This is a genomic window from Bacillus sp. 5mfcol3.1 (assembly GCF_900114335.1).
In the GTDB taxonomy this organism is placed as follows: domain Bacteria; phylum Bacillota; class Bacilli; order Bacillales; family Bacillaceae_G; genus Bacillus_A; species Bacillus_A thuringiensis_S.
On the sequence record NZ_FOST01000002.1, the window covers coordinates 972,771 to 988,838 of the forward strand.

Sequence of the window (16,068 nt, forward strand, 5' to 3'; positions counted from 1 at the left end):
AAGTATGAGTTTTTTTAAAAAACTAAAAGAAAAAATTTCAAAACAAACGGATACAGTAACAGAGAAATTTAAACACGGATTAGAAAAAACTAGAAATTCATTTGCGGATAAAGTGAATGATTTAGTGTATCGTTACCGTAAAGTGGACGAAGATTTCTTCGAAGAGTTAGAAGAAATCTTAATTGGTGCAGACGTTGGCGTTGCGACGGTAATGGAATTAATTGATCAATTGAAAGAAGAAGTACAACGTCGTAACATTCAAGATCCAAAAGAAGTACAAGCTGTTATTTCAGAAAAACTAGTGGGAATTTACAAAGGTGACAGCGATTTTAGTAACGAAATTAATATGCAAGAGGACCAATTAACGGTTGTTTTATTTGTTGGTGTTAACGGTGTAGGAAAAACGACAACAATTGGTAAACTGGCGCATAAGTTTAAATCAGAAGGTAAGTCAGTCCTATTGGCAGCAGGAGACACATTCCGTGCTGGGGCGATTGAACAATTAGAAGTATGGGGCGATCGTGTTGGTGTAGAAGTGATTAAACAAGGATCTGGATCTGATCCAGCGGCGGTTATGTATGACGCTGTACAAGCTGCGAAAGCACGTAAGGTAGATGTATTACTATGTGACACAGCAGGACGCTTGCAAAATAAAGTAAACTTAATGAAAGAGTTAGAGAAGGTGAAGCGTGTAATTGAGCGTGAAGTACCAGGTGCTCCTCATGAAGTATTGCTTGTTATTGATGCAACAACAGGACAAAACGGTTTAAGCCAAGCGAAAACATTCCGGGAGGCAACGAATGTAACTGGTATTGTTTTAACGAAGTTAGATGGAACTGCTAAAGGTGGTATTGTATTAGCGATTCGTAACGAAATGGATGTACCGGTGAAGTTTGTTGGATTAGGAGAGCAAATGGATGATTTGCAGCAGTTTGATCCAGAACAATATGTGTATGGTTTATTTGCGAACTTAGTAGAAACAGAAGAAGTATAAGCGAAAGAAGCGGTATTTCCGCTTCTTTTTCTATAAAAACATATGATGTTAAGAAAAAAACTTGACACTCTTTTGGACTCCATGTAAACTAATTCATGTAAAGGGAAATCACTTAACAAAGGATGATCCAACATGCTCGAAAAAACAACGAGAATGAACTATTTATTTGATTTTTATCAATCGTTGTTAACGCAAAAACAAAGAAGTTATATGTCGCTTTATTATCTAGATGATTTATCTCTTGGTGAAATTGCGGAAGAATTTGATGTAAGTCGCCAAGCCGTGTATGATAACATTAAACGGACTGAAGCGATGCTTGAAGAATATGAAGAAAAATTAGTATTACTTCAAAAGTTTCAAGAGCGACAGCGACTTGTTGCAAAGCTAAAACAGCTAATCAGCGAAGAAGAGCATGTGAATGAAGAAATGAAACAAGTTGTTGAAGCTATCGAAAAATTAGATTAGGAGGGCGGCAATATGGCATTTGAAGGATTAGCCGACCGACTTCAACAGACAATGCAAAAAATCCGCGGCAAAGGAAAAGTTTCTGAAGCCGATGTGAAAGAAATGATGAGAGAAGTTCGTCTAGCTCTTTTAGAAGCAGATGTTAACTTTAAAGTAGTAAAAGATTTTGTGAAGCGTGTGTCTGAACGTGCTGTCGGACAAGATGTAATGAAAAGTTTGACACCTGGACAACAAGTAATTAAAGTTGTACAGGAAGAACTTACAGAACTTATGGGCGGAGAGCAAAGCAAAATTGCTGTTGCTAATAAGCCACCGACTGTTATTATGATGGTTGGTCTGCAAGGTGCGGGTAAAACAACGACGACAGGTAAGCTTGCGAATTTGCTTCGTAAAAAGCATAATCGTAAACCGATGCTTGTTGCAGCTGATATTTACCGTCCAGCAGCAATTAAACAGCTTGAAACATTAGGGAAGCAATTGGACATGCCTGTATTTTCTTTAGGAGATCAAGTAAGTCCTGTTGAAATTGCGAAACAAGCGATTGCAAAAGCAAAAGAAGATCATCATGATTATGTTTTAATCGATACAGCGGGTCGCCTGCATATTGATGAAGAACTAATGGATGAATTAGCGAAAGTTAAAGAAGTTGCGAAACCGGATGAAATTTTCCTTGTTGTCGATGCGATGACGGGACAAGACGCGGTAAATGTTGCACAAAGTTTCCATGAACAGTTAGGTTTAACAGGTGTTGTATTAACGAAATTAGATGGTGATACGCGCGGTGGTGCTGCATTATCTATTAAGGCTGTAACAAACACACCGATTAAATTTGCTGGTATGGGTGAAAAACTAGATGCAATTGAAGCGTTCCATCCAGAGCGTATGGCATCCCGTATTTTAGGGATGGGCGATGTCTTAACATTGATTGAAAAAGCGCAAGCTACAGTTGATGAAGAGAAAGCAAAAGAACTTGAGCAAAAAATGCGTACGCTTTCGTTTACGCTTGACGATTTCCTAGAACAACTTGGACAAGTGCGTCAACTTGGGCCGCTTGATGAATTGTTAGGAATGCTTCCTGGTGCAAATAAAATTAAAGGGCTGAAAAATGCGCAAGTTGATGAAAAACAAATTGGGCATATTGAGGCAATTATTCGTTCTATGACTAAATTAGAACGAGAACAACCGGAAATAATCAATGCTAGTCGCAAAAAGCGCATTGCCAAAGGTAGCGGTACAACTGTACAAGAAATCAATCGTCTAATCAAACAATTCGATGACATGAAAAAAATGATGAAGACGATGACTGGAATGCAAAAAGGCAAGAAAAAAGGACTAGGTGGATTGAAGTTTCCATTCATGTAAGGAAAAAAAGATGGCTCTGTTAAGAAAAAATACTTTACAAAGCAATAGTCTTTTTGCTAATATAATTATCTGTGTGAAATAAATTCGGAGGTGCTTTATAAATGGCAGTTAAAATTCGTTTAAAACGTATGGGAGCTAAAAAAACTCCTTTCTATCGTGTAGTTGTTGCAGATTCTCGTTCTCCTCGTGACGGACGTTTCATTGAGGAAATCGGAACTTACAATCCAGTTGCTCAACCAGCTGAAGTTAAGATCAACGAAGAAGCAGCATTAAAATGGTTAGGAAATGGTGCTAAACCATCTGATACAGTTCGTAACTTATTCTCTAACCAAGGTATCATGGAGAAATTCCACTTATCTAAACAAGGTAAGTAATTGAGGCAATGACTATGAAGAAGTTAGTCGAGACGATTGTCAAGCCTCTTGTCGATCATCCTGAAGATGTAAAAGTTACACAGGAACTTTACAACGGAGAGATAAAGTATCGATTAACTGTACATCCTGAGGATGTTGGAAAAGTCATTGGAAAGCAAGGGAGAGTTGCGAAAGCGATTCGAATGCTCTTGTATTCAGTGGGACATCATAATGATGAAAAAGTAACACTGGAAATTCAATAAACGTAAAAAGGGCGAGGAGTTATTCCTCTCCCTTTTTTAACATTTAAATAGAGATTGCATGTTCCATCTATGAAATGGAGATGCTTAATTTATATAGAAACCAGGGGTGACATACTATTTATGACAAAATGGTTTAACGTAGGGAAAATTGTAAATACTCATGGCGTAAGAGGAGAAATCCGTGTTATTTCTCGTACTGATTTTCCAGAAGAGCGATATAAAGTAGGAAACACACTATACATATCGAATGAGAAAGACACAGACTACCTTCCGGTGAAGGTAACTTCTCATCGCCAACATAAGACATTCGATTTATTAACATTTGAAGGATATAACAATGTAGATGAAGTAGAGAAGTTTAAAGGTTCTTTAATAAAAGTACCAGAAGAGCAGTTAGGCGAACTTGCTGAAGGTGAATACTACTATCACGAAATTATTGGTTGCAGCGTTGTAACGGAAGAAGGAGAAGCGCTAGGGACAATCAAAGAAATTCTCTCTCCTGGTGCAAATGATGTTTGGGTGATTAAACGTCCGAAGGGTCAAGATCTTTTAATTCCTTATATTGATGATGTTGTACTTCAAGTTAATATTGAAAATAAATTAGTAACCATTCATGTAATGGAAGGGTTGCTATAATGAAAATTGATATTTTAACGTTGTTCCCAGACATGTTTACCGGTGTATTTGGATCTTCTATATTAAAGAAGGCGCAAGAAAAAGAAGCGGTAAACCTTCGTGTTGTTAACTTTCGTGATTATACAACAAGTAAGCATAATAGCGTAGACGATTATCCTTACGGCGGAGGAGCTGGTATGGTGCTTACTCCTCAGCCTATTTTTGATGCTGTAGAAGATTTGACGAAAGAGACAGAGCGTAAGCCGAGAGTTGTCTTAATGTGTCCGCAGGGCGAAAGATTTACGCAGAAGAAAGCGGAAGAGCTTGCAGAGGAAGAACATTTGATCTTTGTATGTGGGCATTATGAAGGGTATGACGAACGAATTCGTGAGCATCTCGTAACGGATGAGATTTCTATTGGTGACTATGTATTAACGGGCGGAGAATTAGCTTCTATGGTTATTACTGATAGTGTTGTACGTCTCTTGCCAGGCGTGCTAGGAAATCATGCTTCACAAGTGGAGGATTCGTTTAGTACAGGTTTATTAGAGCATCCTCATTATACACGTCCGGCTGATTTTCGTGGTATGAAGGTACCGGATGTATTAATGTCAGGGAATCATAAAAATATTGACGAATGGCGACATAAGGAATCTTTGCGCCGTACGTATACGCGTAGACCTGATTTGTTAGATGATAGAGATCTATCTAAACAAGAGAAAAAATGGCTTGAGGAAATAAAGCGAGAGCAGTAATAACTTCATATATTTGCTATTGCAACAGGCCTAGTAATATGCTATTATAACATTTGTGCTACTGAAATCAGTAGCCGTATTAACGATGTTCCGCTGTAATTTATTAAGACTTTATAAGAGCATCTGTTTAAAGGAGAGAATTTAATATGCAACAATTAATCGCAGAAATTACAAAAGGCCAATTAAAAACTGACCTTCCTTCATTCCGTCCTGGTGACACTTTACGTGTACACGTAAAAGTTGTTGAGGGAACTCGTGAAAGAATTCAGCTTTTCGAAGGTGTTGTAATTAAACGTCGTGGTGGCGGAATTAGTGAAACATTCACAGTTCGTAAGATTTCTTACGGTGTAGGTGTTGAGCGTACATTCCCAGTTCACACGCCAAGAATCGCGAAAATCGAAGTACTTCGCCGTGGTAAAGTACGTCGTGCTAAGTTATACTACTTACGTAACCTTCGCGGTAAAAAAGCACGTATCAAAGAAATTCGATAAGACATGTATGGGAGCTTGTAAATGCACAAGCTCCCTTTTTCCAATCTATATGAAATTTTGGTATAATACGAACAGCTTACATAACCGTGGAGGGGAAATGCATGAAAAAAGAGAAGAGTTCACTTTGGGAATGGATTAAAGCAATTTTGATTGCTGTTGTATTAGCTGGTGTTATTAGACAGTTTTTCTTTGCTCCAATTCTCGTAGACGGGGTATCGATGGCACCTACCTTACATGATCGTGATCGAATGATTGTGAATAAAATTGGTTATCACATTGGAGATCCAAAACGCTTTGATATTATCGTATTTCGAGCAACAGAAGATAAAGATTACATTAAGCGCATTATAGGCCTGCCAGGCGATGAAATAGAGTATCGTAATGATAAACTGTATGTTAACGGAAAGGCTTATGAGGAGCCGTATTTAGACAAGCAGAAAAAGCAAATTGCTGACGGACCGCTTACATATGATTTTAATCTTGAAGAAATGACAGGCAAGAAAACTGTTCCAAAAGATCAATTATTTGTTTTAGGTGATAATCGTCGTTTTAGTAAAGATAGCCGTTCAATCGGTACGATTTCAAAGGATCAAGTAATTGGTAAAGCCAATATGTTATATTGGCCGTTAGAAGACGCACGTATTGTGAAATAAATGAAAAAGAAGGTGGCAACATGGTAATTCAATGGTTTCCAGGGCATATGGCGAAGGCTAGACGCCAAGTAACGGAGAAATTAAAATTAATTGATGTTGTAATTGAGCTTGTAGATGCTCGATTACCATTATCATCTCGAAACCCAATGATTGATGAAATCATTACACATAAGCCGAGGCTTGTTGTTTTAAATAAAGCGGATATGGCAGATGATCGTTTAACAAAACAATGGATCGCATATTTTAAAGAAAAAGGCCATATGGCAATTTCGATTAATGCGCAAGCTGGACAAGGTATGAAAGAAATTGCAGCAGCTTGTAAAGTGCTTGTTAAAGAAAAATTTGATAAAATGGTTGCAAAAGGTATTAGACCGAGAGCGATTCGCGCATTAATTGTAGGTATACCAAATGTTGGTAAATCTACATTAATTAATAAATTGGCAAAGAAAAATATTGCTAAAACAGGAGATCGTCCAGGTGTGACAACAGCTCAACAATGGATTAAAGTTGGGAAGGAAATGGAATTGTTAGATACGCCAGGTATTCTGTGGCCTAAATTTGAAGATCAATTAGTGGGTCTTCGCTTAGCGACGACGGGTGCAATTAAAGATTCAATTTTAAATTTACAAGATGTAGCTGTTTACGCATTACGTTTTATGGAGAAACATTATCCAGAACGCTTGAAAGAACGCTACAATTTAAATGAGATTCCAGAAGATATTGTGGAATTATTCGATGCAATTGGAAAAAATAGAGGCTGCTTAATGGGCGGCGGAATGATTGATTATGATAAGACATCTGAGCTTGTACTTCGTGAGCTTCGTGGTGGCAAACTTGGAAAAATGACGTTTGAGACACCGGAAGAGTTTGCAGAGCAAGTAGAAGATGTGGAAAAAATAGAAGAAGTATAAGACGTGCGTTTGTGCGTCTTTTCTTTTTGGATACGTTTAAAAAGGAGCTTGTATAAATGCAAACAATGACGATAAAAGAAGCGGAAAATGTATTTAAAGAAATTATGAATGAAGAAGATGATCGCTTTCAACTGTTAATGAAAGATGAGCGAAAAGGCGTTCAAAAGCTCGTTTTGAAGTGGTATAAACAAAAAGAGTTAGAACAGAAAGAAAAAGAGAAGTTTTTTGAAATGTCCAAGTATGAAAATGCTTTGCGTGAAAAAGGGGTCACATATATCGCAGGTATTGATGAAGTAGGGCGCGGGCCATTGGCTGGGCCTGTTGTGACGGCAGCTGTCGTTCTTCCTGAGGATTTTTATATTCCAGGGTTAAATGACTCAAAAAAGCTGAGTGAAGCGAAACGTGAGCGTTTTTATGATGAAATAAAAGTACAAGCGATTGCAATTGGAGTTGGAATTGTATCACCGCAAGTTATTGATGAAATTAATATTTACCAAGCAACGAAACAAGCGATGTTAGATGCTGTTGCAAATTTATCTTATACACCCCAACATTTATTAATTGATGCGATGAAGCTTCCCACACCAATTCCGCAAACTTCAATTATTAAAGGTGATGCGAAAAGTGTTTCGATTTCAGCTGCATCCATTATCGCAAAAGTAACGAGAGATCGTATGATGAAAGAACTGGGAGAGAAGTATCCTGAATACGGATTTGAGCAACATATGGGATATGGCACAAAGCAACATTTAGAGGCAATTGAAGTGCATGGAGTATTAGAGGAACACCGAAAGTCATTCGCGCCAATTAAAGATATGATTCAAAAATAAGCTGTAAATATGCAGCTTATTTTTTATTTTGGCATATAAACATTACTATTTTCGAAAAAGAATAAAGCGATTTCAGTTTTCTGACACTTTATTGTAGACAGCGTGCCAATCATCTTATACAATGGCAATGTAATGTTTTTTAAACATTAAAAAACTTTTCGAGTAAAACAGGAAAACAGGGGAGGATGGGACCATGAATATCCATGAGTACCAAGGTAAGGCAGTCCTTAGAAGCTATGGGGTTAGCGTTCCGAACGGGAAGGTTGCATTTACAGTAGAAGAAGCTGTAGAAGCAGCGAAAGAATTAGGAACAGATGTATGTGTAGTGAAAGCACAAATTCACGCTGGTGGACGCGGCAAAGCTGGCGGAGTAAAAGTTGCAAAAAATTTAGATGAAGTTCGTACATATGCAGAAAGCATTTTAGGAACTACACTTGTGACACATCAAACAGGTCCTGAAGGTAAGGAAGTAAAACGCTTACTTATCGAAGAAGGTTGCGATATTAAAAAAGAATATTATGTAGGTCTAGTTTTAGATCGTGCAACTTCTCAAGTTGTTTTAATGGCTTCTGAAGAAGGCGGAACAGAAATTGAAGAAGTAGCAGAAAAAACACCTGAAAAAATCTTTAAAGAATATATTGATCCGGCAGTAGGCTTACAAGGTTTCCAAGCGCGCCGAATTGCATTTAACATCAATATTCCAAAAGAGCTTGTAGGACAAGCTGTGAAGTTTATGATGGGCTTATACCGTGCGTTTATTGAAAAAGATTGCTCTATCGCTGAGATTAACCCACTTGTTACAACAGGTGAAGGTAAAGTTATGGCACTAGATGCAAAATTAAACTTTGATTCTAATGCGTTATATCGCCATAAAGACATTTTAGAGCTTCGTGATCTTGACGAAGAAGATGCAAAAGAAATTGAAGCTTCAAAATACGACTTAAACTACATTCCTTTAGATGGAAATATCGGTTGTATGGTTAATGGTGCAGGTTTAGCGATGGCTACAATGGATATCATTAAACATTACCACGGTGACCCAGCTAACTTCTTAGATGTTGGTGGCGGTGCAACTGCTGAAAAAGTTACAGAAGCATTCAAAATTATCCTTTCTGACAAAAATGTAAAAGGTATCTTCGTTAACATTTTTGGTGGCATTATGAAGTGTGATGTTATTGCAGAAGGTGTTATTGAAGCAACGAAACAGGTAGGTCTTGAGTTACCTTTAGTTGTACGTCTTGAAGGTACAAACGTAGAACTAGGTAAGAAAATTTTAAATGAGTCTGGCTTAAATATTGTTGCAGCAGAATCTATGGCAGACGGTGCACAAAAAATTGTTTCACTAGTGGGCTAATAGAAAGCGGGGGAGAAAAATGAGCGTATTAGTTAATAAAGATACAAAAGTTATTGTTCAAGGTATTACAGGTTCTCAAGGTTTATTCCATACAAAACAAATGATTGAATACGGTACGAAAATTGTCGGTGGTGTAACGCCAGGTAAAGGTGGCACTGATATTGAAGGTGTACCAGTATTTGATACTGTAGAAGATGCAGTGAAAGCAACAGGCGCAAACGCTTCAGTTGTATACGTTCCACCCGCTTTTGCGGCTGATGCAATTATGGAAGCAGTTGATGCAGAAATTGATTTAGTAGTATGTATTACTGAAGGAATTCCTGTATTAGATATGGTAAACGTAAAGAGATATATGGCTGGTAAACATACACGTTTACTTGGACCAAACTGCCCAGGTGTTATCACGCCTGATGAATGTAAAATCGGTATTATGCCAGGATACATTCATAAAAAAGGTCATGTAGGTATCGTATCGCGCTCTGGTACTTTAACGTATGAAGCTGTACACCAGTTAACACAAGAGGGTATTGGACAATCTACTGCTGTAGGTATCGGCGGGGACCCTGTTAACGGTACAGACTTTATTGATGCGTTAAAAGCATTTAATGAAGATGAAGAAACACATGCTGTAATTATGATTGGTGAAATCGGCGGTACAGCAGAAGAAGAGGCAGCTGAATGGGTAAAAGCTAATATGACAAAACCTGTTGTAGGCTTCATTGGTGGTCAAACAGCGCCTGCTGGCAAACGTATGGGCCATGCTGGTGCAATCATTTCTGGCGGTAAAGGAACTGCTGCTGAAAAGATTAAAACAATGGAAGCTTGTGGCATTAAAGTAGCTGAAACTCCAGCAGTTATGGGAGAAACGCTAATCTCTGTTTTAAAAGAAAAAGGTTTATTTGAGACTTGCAAAAACTATTAATCTGTTGAAAGACACCCTCTTACTTGAGGGTGTCTTTTTACACTTTTTCTGTTTACATAATAAAAATTATGGGTAAGGAGAATTGAGATGAAAAGAGAGCGATTATTACATCTTCATTACTTGCTAGCAGATTATTGGAAAGCGATGGAGAGGCTACTATATGTCGATCCAGAATTAAAGAACATATATACTTTTAACGAAAAACAAATGGAATACTACACTGGAATATCCTCGAAAAAATCTTCAGAACTAGTGAAATTTCTTCAAAGTTCAAATCTTCCGCAATATATATCTTATTTAGAGAAAAATCGTATTTTTTATATAACGATATGGGATGAAAATTATCCGCAATTATTACGTGAAATACAAGATCCTCCCTTCGTTTTATATGGAAAAGGAGAAAAAGATTTTCTCAATAAAGTAAATAAATTAGCAGTTGTTGGAACGAGAGAACCATCATTATATGGTCATGAGAGTTTGAAGTTTATTTTACACCCTTTATTAGAAAGAGAGTGGCTTATTGTCAGTGGGTTTGCAAAAGGGATAGATACAATGTCTCATGAGATTACAGTAAGGCATCATTGCCCGACTATTGCGATATTAGGGCACGGATTGTCGTTTATGTATCCGAAAGAAAATAGACATTTATATGAAATGTGGAAGGAATATATATTGTTATTGACAGAGTATCCTCCGCACTATGCACCGAAAAAATGGTATTTTCCAAAAAGGAACCGGATTGTTAGTGGTATAAGTAAAGGTGTTTTAGTTGTAGAAGCCAAATCGAGAAGTGGAACACTTATTACTGCAGACCTTGCGTTAGAGCAAAATAGAGAGGTGTTTGCGCTTCCTGGACCTATATTTATAGAGGGGGCATCGGGAACGAATCATCTTATTCAACAAGGAGCAAAATTAGTAAGAAATGCAGAAGATATCTTGGAGGAGATTTTAAATTAACCTTATATTTTTAAATTTTTATTAAACAATTATTGACAAATGGTAGATTGGCACTGTATGGTATATTCATTCTTGATTGACAAAAACAAGAGAAATCAATAAGATTAATGAAGACTTGAATCCACCTCTTAAGGAGGCACTAGCATGTCAGATTACCTCGTAATCGTGGAGTCGCCTTCTAAGGCGAAGACCATTGAGAAATATTTAGGGAAAAAATACAAAGTTGTCGCGTCTATGGGACATGTTCGCGATTTGCCAAAAAGTCAAATGGGGATAGAAGTAAAGAACAACTTCACCCCGAAGTATATTACCATTCGTGGTAAAGGTCCCGTCTTAAAGGATTTAAAATCAGCGGCGAAAAAAGCAAAGAAAGTTTATCTCGCGGCCGATCCAGACCGCGAAGGGGAAGCGATTGCTTGGCATTTAGCGAATACGTTAAATGTGGACGTTGAATCAGATTGTCGGGTTGTGTTTAATGAGATTACGAAAGATGCAATCAAAGAATCATTTAAACATCCTCGCGCAATTAATATGGATTTAGTAGATGCACAACAAGCAAGACGCATACTTGATCGTCTTGTTGGTTACAATATTAGTCCTTTATTATGGAAGAAAGTAAAAAAAGGATTAAGTGCAGGGCGTGTACAATCTGTAGCAGTTCGTTTAATCATCGAACGTGAAAAAGAAATTCAAAGCTTTGAACCTGAAGAATTCTGGACAATTAAAACAGAATTTGTAAAAGGAAAAGACACATTTGAAGCAAGTTTTTACGGTGTAGATGGTGAAAAAGTTCAATTAACGAATGAAACGCAAGTGAATGAAATAATTGAACAGATGAAAGACAATGCGTTTTCAGTTGAAAATGTAACGCGCAAAGAGCGAAAACGTAATCCTGCATTACCGTTTACAACATCTTCCTTGCAACAAGAAGCAGCACGTAAGTTAAATATGCGAGCAAAGAAAACGATGATGCTTGCACAGCAATTGTATGAAGGGATAGATCTTGGAAAACAAGGAACTGTAGGTCTTATTACGTATATGAGAACTGATTCAACACGTATCTCAGAAACAGCTCAAACAGAGGCACGTACTTACATCACTGAAGCGTATGGTACGGAATACATAGGAACAGAAAAGAAGAAAGAATCGAAAAAGTCAAATGCACAAGATGCACATGAGGCAATTCGTCCTACTTCGGTAATGAGAAAGCCAGAGGAACTGAAAAGTTTCTTAAGTCGTGATCAACTTCGATTATATAAATTGATTTGGGAGCGATTTGTTGCAAGTCAAATGGCGTCTGCTATAATGGATACTGTGACAGCGAGACTCATTAATAACAATGTTCAGTTCCGTGCAAGTGGATCGGTTGTAAAGTTCCCAGGATTTATGAAAGTGTATGTAGAGTCGAAAGATGATGGTGCGGAAGAAAAGGATAAGATGTTGCCGCCTTTAGAAGTAGGGGAAACTGTATTTTCAAAGGATTTAGAACCGAAGCAACATTTTACACAACCTCCTCCGCGCTATACAGAGGCCCGTCTAGTAAGAACACTTGAAGAACTTGGAATTGGAAGACCGTCGACTTATGTACCTACACTTGAAACGATTCAAAAACGTGGATATGTAGGTTTGGATAATAAACGCTTCGTTCCGACTGAACTTGGTGAAATAGTAATTGAACTTATTTTAGAGTTTTTCCCAGAAATTATTAACATTGAATTTACTGCCAATATGGAGCGAAGCCTTGATGAAGTAGAAGAAGGAAATGCCAATTGGGTGAAAATTGTTGATGATTTCTACGTAGGATTTGAACCGCGCTTAGAAAAAGCGGAAAAAGAAATGCGTGAAGTGGAAATTAAAGATGAGCCAGCTGGGGAAGACTGTGAATTATGCGGACATCCAATGGTCTTTAAAATGGGTAAATACGGGAAGTTTATGGCTTGTTCGAATTTCCCTGATTGTCGTAATACAAAAGCGATTGTGAAAGAAATCGGTGTAACTTGTCCGAAATGTGAAGAAGGACAAATTATTGAGCGTCGCAGTAACAAAAAGAAACGTCTTTTCTATGGATGCGGTACGTATCCAGAGTGTGACTTTGTATCTTGGGATAAGCCAATTGGTCGTAAATGTCCGAAGTGTGAAGGCATGCTTGTAGAGAAAAAGTTAAAAAAAGGCGTGCAAGTACAATGTATTTCGTGCGATTATGAAGAAGAACAACAAATGTGAGCGTAACTGCTCACATTTTTTTCGGGAAGAAAAGGAAAGGTGATATAAATGACAACACAAGTAGTAAACGTCATTGGCGCAGGTCTTGCAGGAAGTGAAGCAGCTTACCAAATTGCAAAACGTGGTGTCCAAGTTAGATTATATGAAATGAGGCCGGTAAGGCAAACACCAGCTCATCACACAGATAAATTTGCTGAATTAGTATGTAGTAACTCACTTCGTGCAAACACTTTAACAAATGCAGTTGGAGTTATTAAAGAGGAAATGCGTTTAATGGATTCTGTAATTATTCGTGCGGCAGACGAGTGCTCTGTACCAGCTGGAGGTGCTTTAGCTGTAGACCGTCATGAGTTCGCAGCTAAAGTAACAGAATACGTAAAAAACCATCCGAATGTAACTGTAGTGAACGAAGAGCTTACTGAAATTCCAGAAGGACCAACAATTATTGCAACAGGTCCACTTACATCTCCTGATCTTGCTGCACAATTAAAAGAACTAACAGGTGAAGATTATTTCTATTTCTACGATGCGGCAGCACCAATCGTAGAAAAAGACAGCATTGACATGAATAAAGTATATTTAAAATCGCGTTATGACAAAGGTGAAGCTGCATATTTAAATTGCCCAATGACAGAAGAAGAGTTTGACCGTTTTTATGAGGCTTTAATTGCTGCTGAGACAGTGCCTTTAAAAGAGTTTGAAAAAGAAATTTTCTTTGAAGGTTGTATGCCAGTAGAAGTTATGGCAAGTAGAGGGAGACAGACGCTAGTATTTGGACCTATGAAACCTGTTGGATTGGAAGATCCAAAAACAGGAAAAACGCCATATGCTGTTGTTCAGTTGCGTCAAGATGATGCAGCGGGAACTTTATACAATATCGTAGGTTTCCAAACGCATTTAAAATGGGGACCACAAAAAGAAGTGCTACAGTTAATTCCGGGACTGGAAAATGCAGAGATTGTACGTTATGGTGTAATGCATCGTAATACGTTTATTAATTCACCTAATTTGCTTCGTCCAACATATCAATATAAACAACGTGATGATTTATTCTTCGCTGGTCAAATGACTGGAGTAGAGGGATATGTTGAATCAGCAGCATCAGGATTATTAGCGGGAATTAATGCTGCACGTCTTGTGCAAGGTGAAGAGCCAGTTGTATTACCGTCAGTAACTGCAATGGGTAGCATGGCAAATTACATTACGGCAACAAATGCTAAAAACTTCCAACCGATGAATGCAAACTTCGGTCTATTTGCACCGTTAGAGAAAAAGATCAAAAAGAAAGCGGAACGAAATGAAGCATACGCAACACGAGCTTTAGAAACAATTCAAAATTTTGTAAATATTTAGTTAAATTTCTTGCAAAGGCTACTAAGTTGTGATACGATTTAGTAGCCTTTATTGAGGTGAGTTGTGTGAATGTGAAGAAATTGTTACAATTATTCGTTGGATATTTACAAATTGAAAGAAATTATTCAAAATATACAATTGCAAGTTATCAAAATGATTTAGAACATTTTGTGCAATTTATGGAGCGAGAAGGCATATCCTCTTTTTTAGACGTTACATACGCGGATGTTCGTTTGTACTTAACGACGTTGCACGATGAAAAGTTAGCCCGTAAATCTGTCGCAAGAAAAGTATCAAGCTTACGAAGTTTATATCGTTTTTTGATGCGTGAAGGTTATCGAAAAGATAATCCGTTTGCACTTGCGTCACTCCCCAAAAAAGAATTGTCAATCCCAAAGTTTTTATATGCTGAAGAGTTAGAGGAATTATTTGAAGTTTCTGACACGGGAACACCATTAGGTCAAAGGAATCAAGCTTTATTAGAGTTGATGTATGCGACTGGAATCCGTGTGAGTGAATGTGTCAATTTACAACTTACCGATATTGACTTTGCGGTGGGAACAATTTTAGTAATGGGAAAAGGAAAAAAACAAAGGTATATTCCGTTCGGAAGCTATGCGCAAGATTCTTTAATTACTTATATAGAGAATGGGAGAAAACAGTTAGTTAATAAGACTGACGAAGACTCTCGTATGGTATTTTTAAATGCGAAAGGTACACCGCTAACAAGTCGTGGAGTACGTTATGTTTTAAATGAACTCATTAAAAAGGCGTCACTGACAATGCGGATAAGTCCCCATATGTTAAGGCATACATTTGCTACACACATGTTAGATGAAGGGGCGGATTTACGTACTGTACAGGAGCTATTAGGTCATGAGAATTTGTCGACTACACAAATTTATACGCATGTATCTAAAGAAAGATTGCGTTCTGTTTACATGAAGCATCACCCGCGGGCATAAATTGCTTTAAAAGCTATAAAAACAAATAAAGGAGTTTTTTCTATGGGGAATTTCCACGCTACAACGATATTTGCAGTTCATCATAATGGAGAATGTGCAATGGCTGGAGATGGTCAGGTGACAATGGGAAATGCTGTTGTAATGAAACATACAGCTCGTAAAGTTCGCAGACTTTTCCAAGGTAAAGTTTTAGCTGGTTTTGCAGGTTCAGTTGCTGATGCATTTACTCTTTTTGAAATGTTTGAAGGGAAATTAGAAGAGTATAATGGCAACTTGCAGCGTGCTGCTGTTGAAATGGCAAAACAATGGCGTGGCGATAAAATGTTACGTCAACTAGAAGCGATGCTCATTGTCATGGATAAAACAACTATGCTTCTTGTTTCAGGTACAGGAGAAGTGATTGAACCGGATGATGGTATTTTAGCAATTGGATCTGGTGGAAATTATGCGCTTTCTGCAGGTCGTGCTTTAAAGCAATATGCAAGTGAACACTTAACAGCGAAACAAATTGCGAAAGCGAGTTTAGAGATTGCTGGTGATATTTGTGTTTATACGAATCACAACATAATTGTTGAAGAATTGTAGAATCGTAAGGGAGGCAT

At 37.7% G+C, this 16,068-nt stretch carries 18 protein-coding genes; all 18 read left to right on the forward strand.

Annotated features, from left to right (window positions below):
* Positions 1–4 precede the first annotated feature (4 nt).
* The 18 genes from ftsY to hslV all read left to right on the forward strand — a co-directional run bounded on the left by ftsY (position 5) and on the right by hslV (position 16,051).
* Complete coding sequence (ftsY, locus tag BM089_RS14525) at positions 5–994, forward strand: signal recognition particle-docking protein FtsY (RefSeq protein ID WP_000007642.1); 990 nt, start codon at positions 5–7, stop codon at positions 992–994.
* A 132-nt stretch (positions 995–1,126) separates the two neighbouring features.
* A complete protein-coding gene (locus tag BM089_RS14530) occupies positions 1,127–1,459 on the forward strand; it encodes a putative DNA-binding protein (RefSeq protein ID WP_000891062.1) in 333 nt (110 codons plus the stop codon).
* A gap of 12 nt (positions 1,460–1,471) precedes the next feature.
* Positions 1,472–2,821 carry a signal recognition particle protein gene (ffh, locus tag BM089_RS14535; protein WP_000863460.1) on the forward strand — a complete coding sequence of 450 codons (1,350 nt, stop codon included), beginning with the start codon at positions 1,472–1,474 and terminating at the stop codon, positions 2,819–2,821.
* Positions 2,822–2,922: 101 nt separating this feature from the next.
* The gene (rpsP, locus tag BM089_RS14540) at positions 2,923–3,195 is read left to right on the forward strand and encodes a 30S ribosomal protein S16 (protein WP_000268750.1); all 273 of its coding nucleotides are present in this window, start codon (positions 2,923–2,925) and stop codon (positions 3,193–3,195) included.
* A gap of 14 nt (positions 3,196–3,209) precedes the next feature.
* Positions 3,210–3,437, forward strand: a complete 228-nt coding sequence (locus BM089_RS14545; protein ID WP_000737399.1) for a KH domain-containing protein — start codon at positions 3,210–3,212, stop codon at positions 3,435–3,437.
* Positions 3,438–3,557: 120 nt separating this feature from the next.
* Entirely contained in the window at positions 3,558–4,073 is a 516-nt protein-coding gene (gene rimM / locus BM089_RS14550; RefSeq protein WP_000170272.1) for a ribosome maturation factor RimM, read from the forward strand.
* Positions 4,073–4,807, forward strand: coding sequence for a tRNA (guanosine(37)-N1)-methyltransferase TrmD (gene trmD, locus BM089_RS14555; RefSeq protein WP_000686899.1), 735 nt, complete (start codon positions 4,073–4,075; stop codon positions 4,805–4,807). The genes rimM and trmD overlap by 1 nt, the downstream gene beginning before the upstream one ends.
* 146 nt (positions 4,808–4,953) lie before the next feature.
* On the forward strand, positions 4,954–5,298 hold the full coding sequence (gene rplS / locus BM089_RS14560) for a 50S ribosomal protein L19 (RefSeq protein ID WP_001186516.1): 345 nt from the start codon (positions 4,954–4,956) through the stop codon (positions 5,296–5,298).
* A gap of 101 nt (positions 5,299–5,399) precedes the next feature.
* Entirely contained in the window at positions 5,400–5,951 is a 552-nt protein-coding gene (gene lepB / locus BM089_RS14565; protein WP_000711852.1) for a signal peptidase I, read from the forward strand.
* A gap of 20 nt (positions 5,952–5,971) precedes the next feature.
* Positions 5,972–6,862 (forward strand): ribosome biogenesis GTPase YlqF, encoded by an 891-nt coding sequence (ylqF, locus tag BM089_RS14570; RefSeq protein ID WP_000236702.1) that lies wholly within the window; start codon positions 5,972–5,974, stop codon positions 6,860–6,862.
* Between the two features lie 56 nt (positions 6,863–6,918).
* On the forward strand, positions 6,919–7,692 hold the full coding sequence (locus BM089_RS14575) for a ribonuclease HII (RefSeq protein WP_090977189.1): 774 nt from the start codon (positions 6,919–6,921) through the stop codon (positions 7,690–7,692).
* A 193-nt stretch (positions 7,693–7,885) separates the two neighbouring features.
* Positions 7,886–9,046: an ADP-forming succinate--CoA ligase subunit beta gene (gene sucC / locus BM089_RS14580; RefSeq protein WP_001020790.1), complete on the forward strand. Its 1,161-nt coding sequence runs from the start codon at positions 7,886–7,888 to the stop codon at positions 9,044–9,046.
* A 19-nt stretch (positions 9,047–9,065) separates the two neighbouring features.
* Positions 9,066–9,968 carry a succinate--CoA ligase subunit alpha gene (gene sucD / locus BM089_RS14585; RefSeq protein WP_000115178.1) on the forward strand — a complete coding sequence of 301 codons (903 nt, stop codon included), beginning with the start codon at positions 9,066–9,068 and terminating at the stop codon, positions 9,966–9,968.
* Between the two features lie 87 nt (positions 9,969–10,055).
* Positions 10,056–10,925: a DNA-processing protein DprA gene (gene dprA, locus BM089_RS14590; protein ID WP_000818046.1), complete on the forward strand. Its 870-nt coding sequence runs from the start codon at positions 10,056–10,058 to the stop codon at positions 10,923–10,925.
* Between the two features lie 144 nt (positions 10,926–11,069).
* On the forward strand, positions 11,070–13,148 hold the full coding sequence (gene topA, locus BM089_RS14595; protein ID WP_090977190.1) for a type I DNA topoisomerase: 2,079 nt from the start codon (positions 11,070–11,072) through the stop codon (positions 13,146–13,148).
* A 48-nt stretch (positions 13,149–13,196) separates the two neighbouring features.
* Entirely contained in the window at positions 13,197–14,501 is a 1,305-nt protein-coding gene (gene trmFO, locus BM089_RS14600; protein WP_000213006.1) for an FADH(2)-oxidizing methylenetetrahydrofolate--tRNA-(uracil(54)-C(5))-methyltransferase TrmFO, read from the forward strand.
* A 65-nt stretch (positions 14,502–14,566) separates the two neighbouring features.
* The gene (xerC, locus tag BM089_RS14605; RefSeq protein WP_001101245.1) at positions 14,567–15,466 is read left to right on the forward strand and encodes a tyrosine recombinase XerC; all 900 of its coding nucleotides are present in this window, start codon (positions 14,567–14,569) and stop codon (positions 15,464–15,466) included.
* Between the two features lie 42 nt (positions 15,467–15,508).
* Positions 15,509–16,051: an ATP-dependent protease proteolytic subunit HslV gene (hslV, locus tag BM089_RS14610; RefSeq protein WP_000526274.1), complete on the forward strand. Its 543-nt coding sequence runs from the start codon at positions 15,509–15,511 to the stop codon at positions 16,049–16,051.
* The last annotated feature ends 17 nt before the right edge of the window (positions 16,052–16,068 follow it).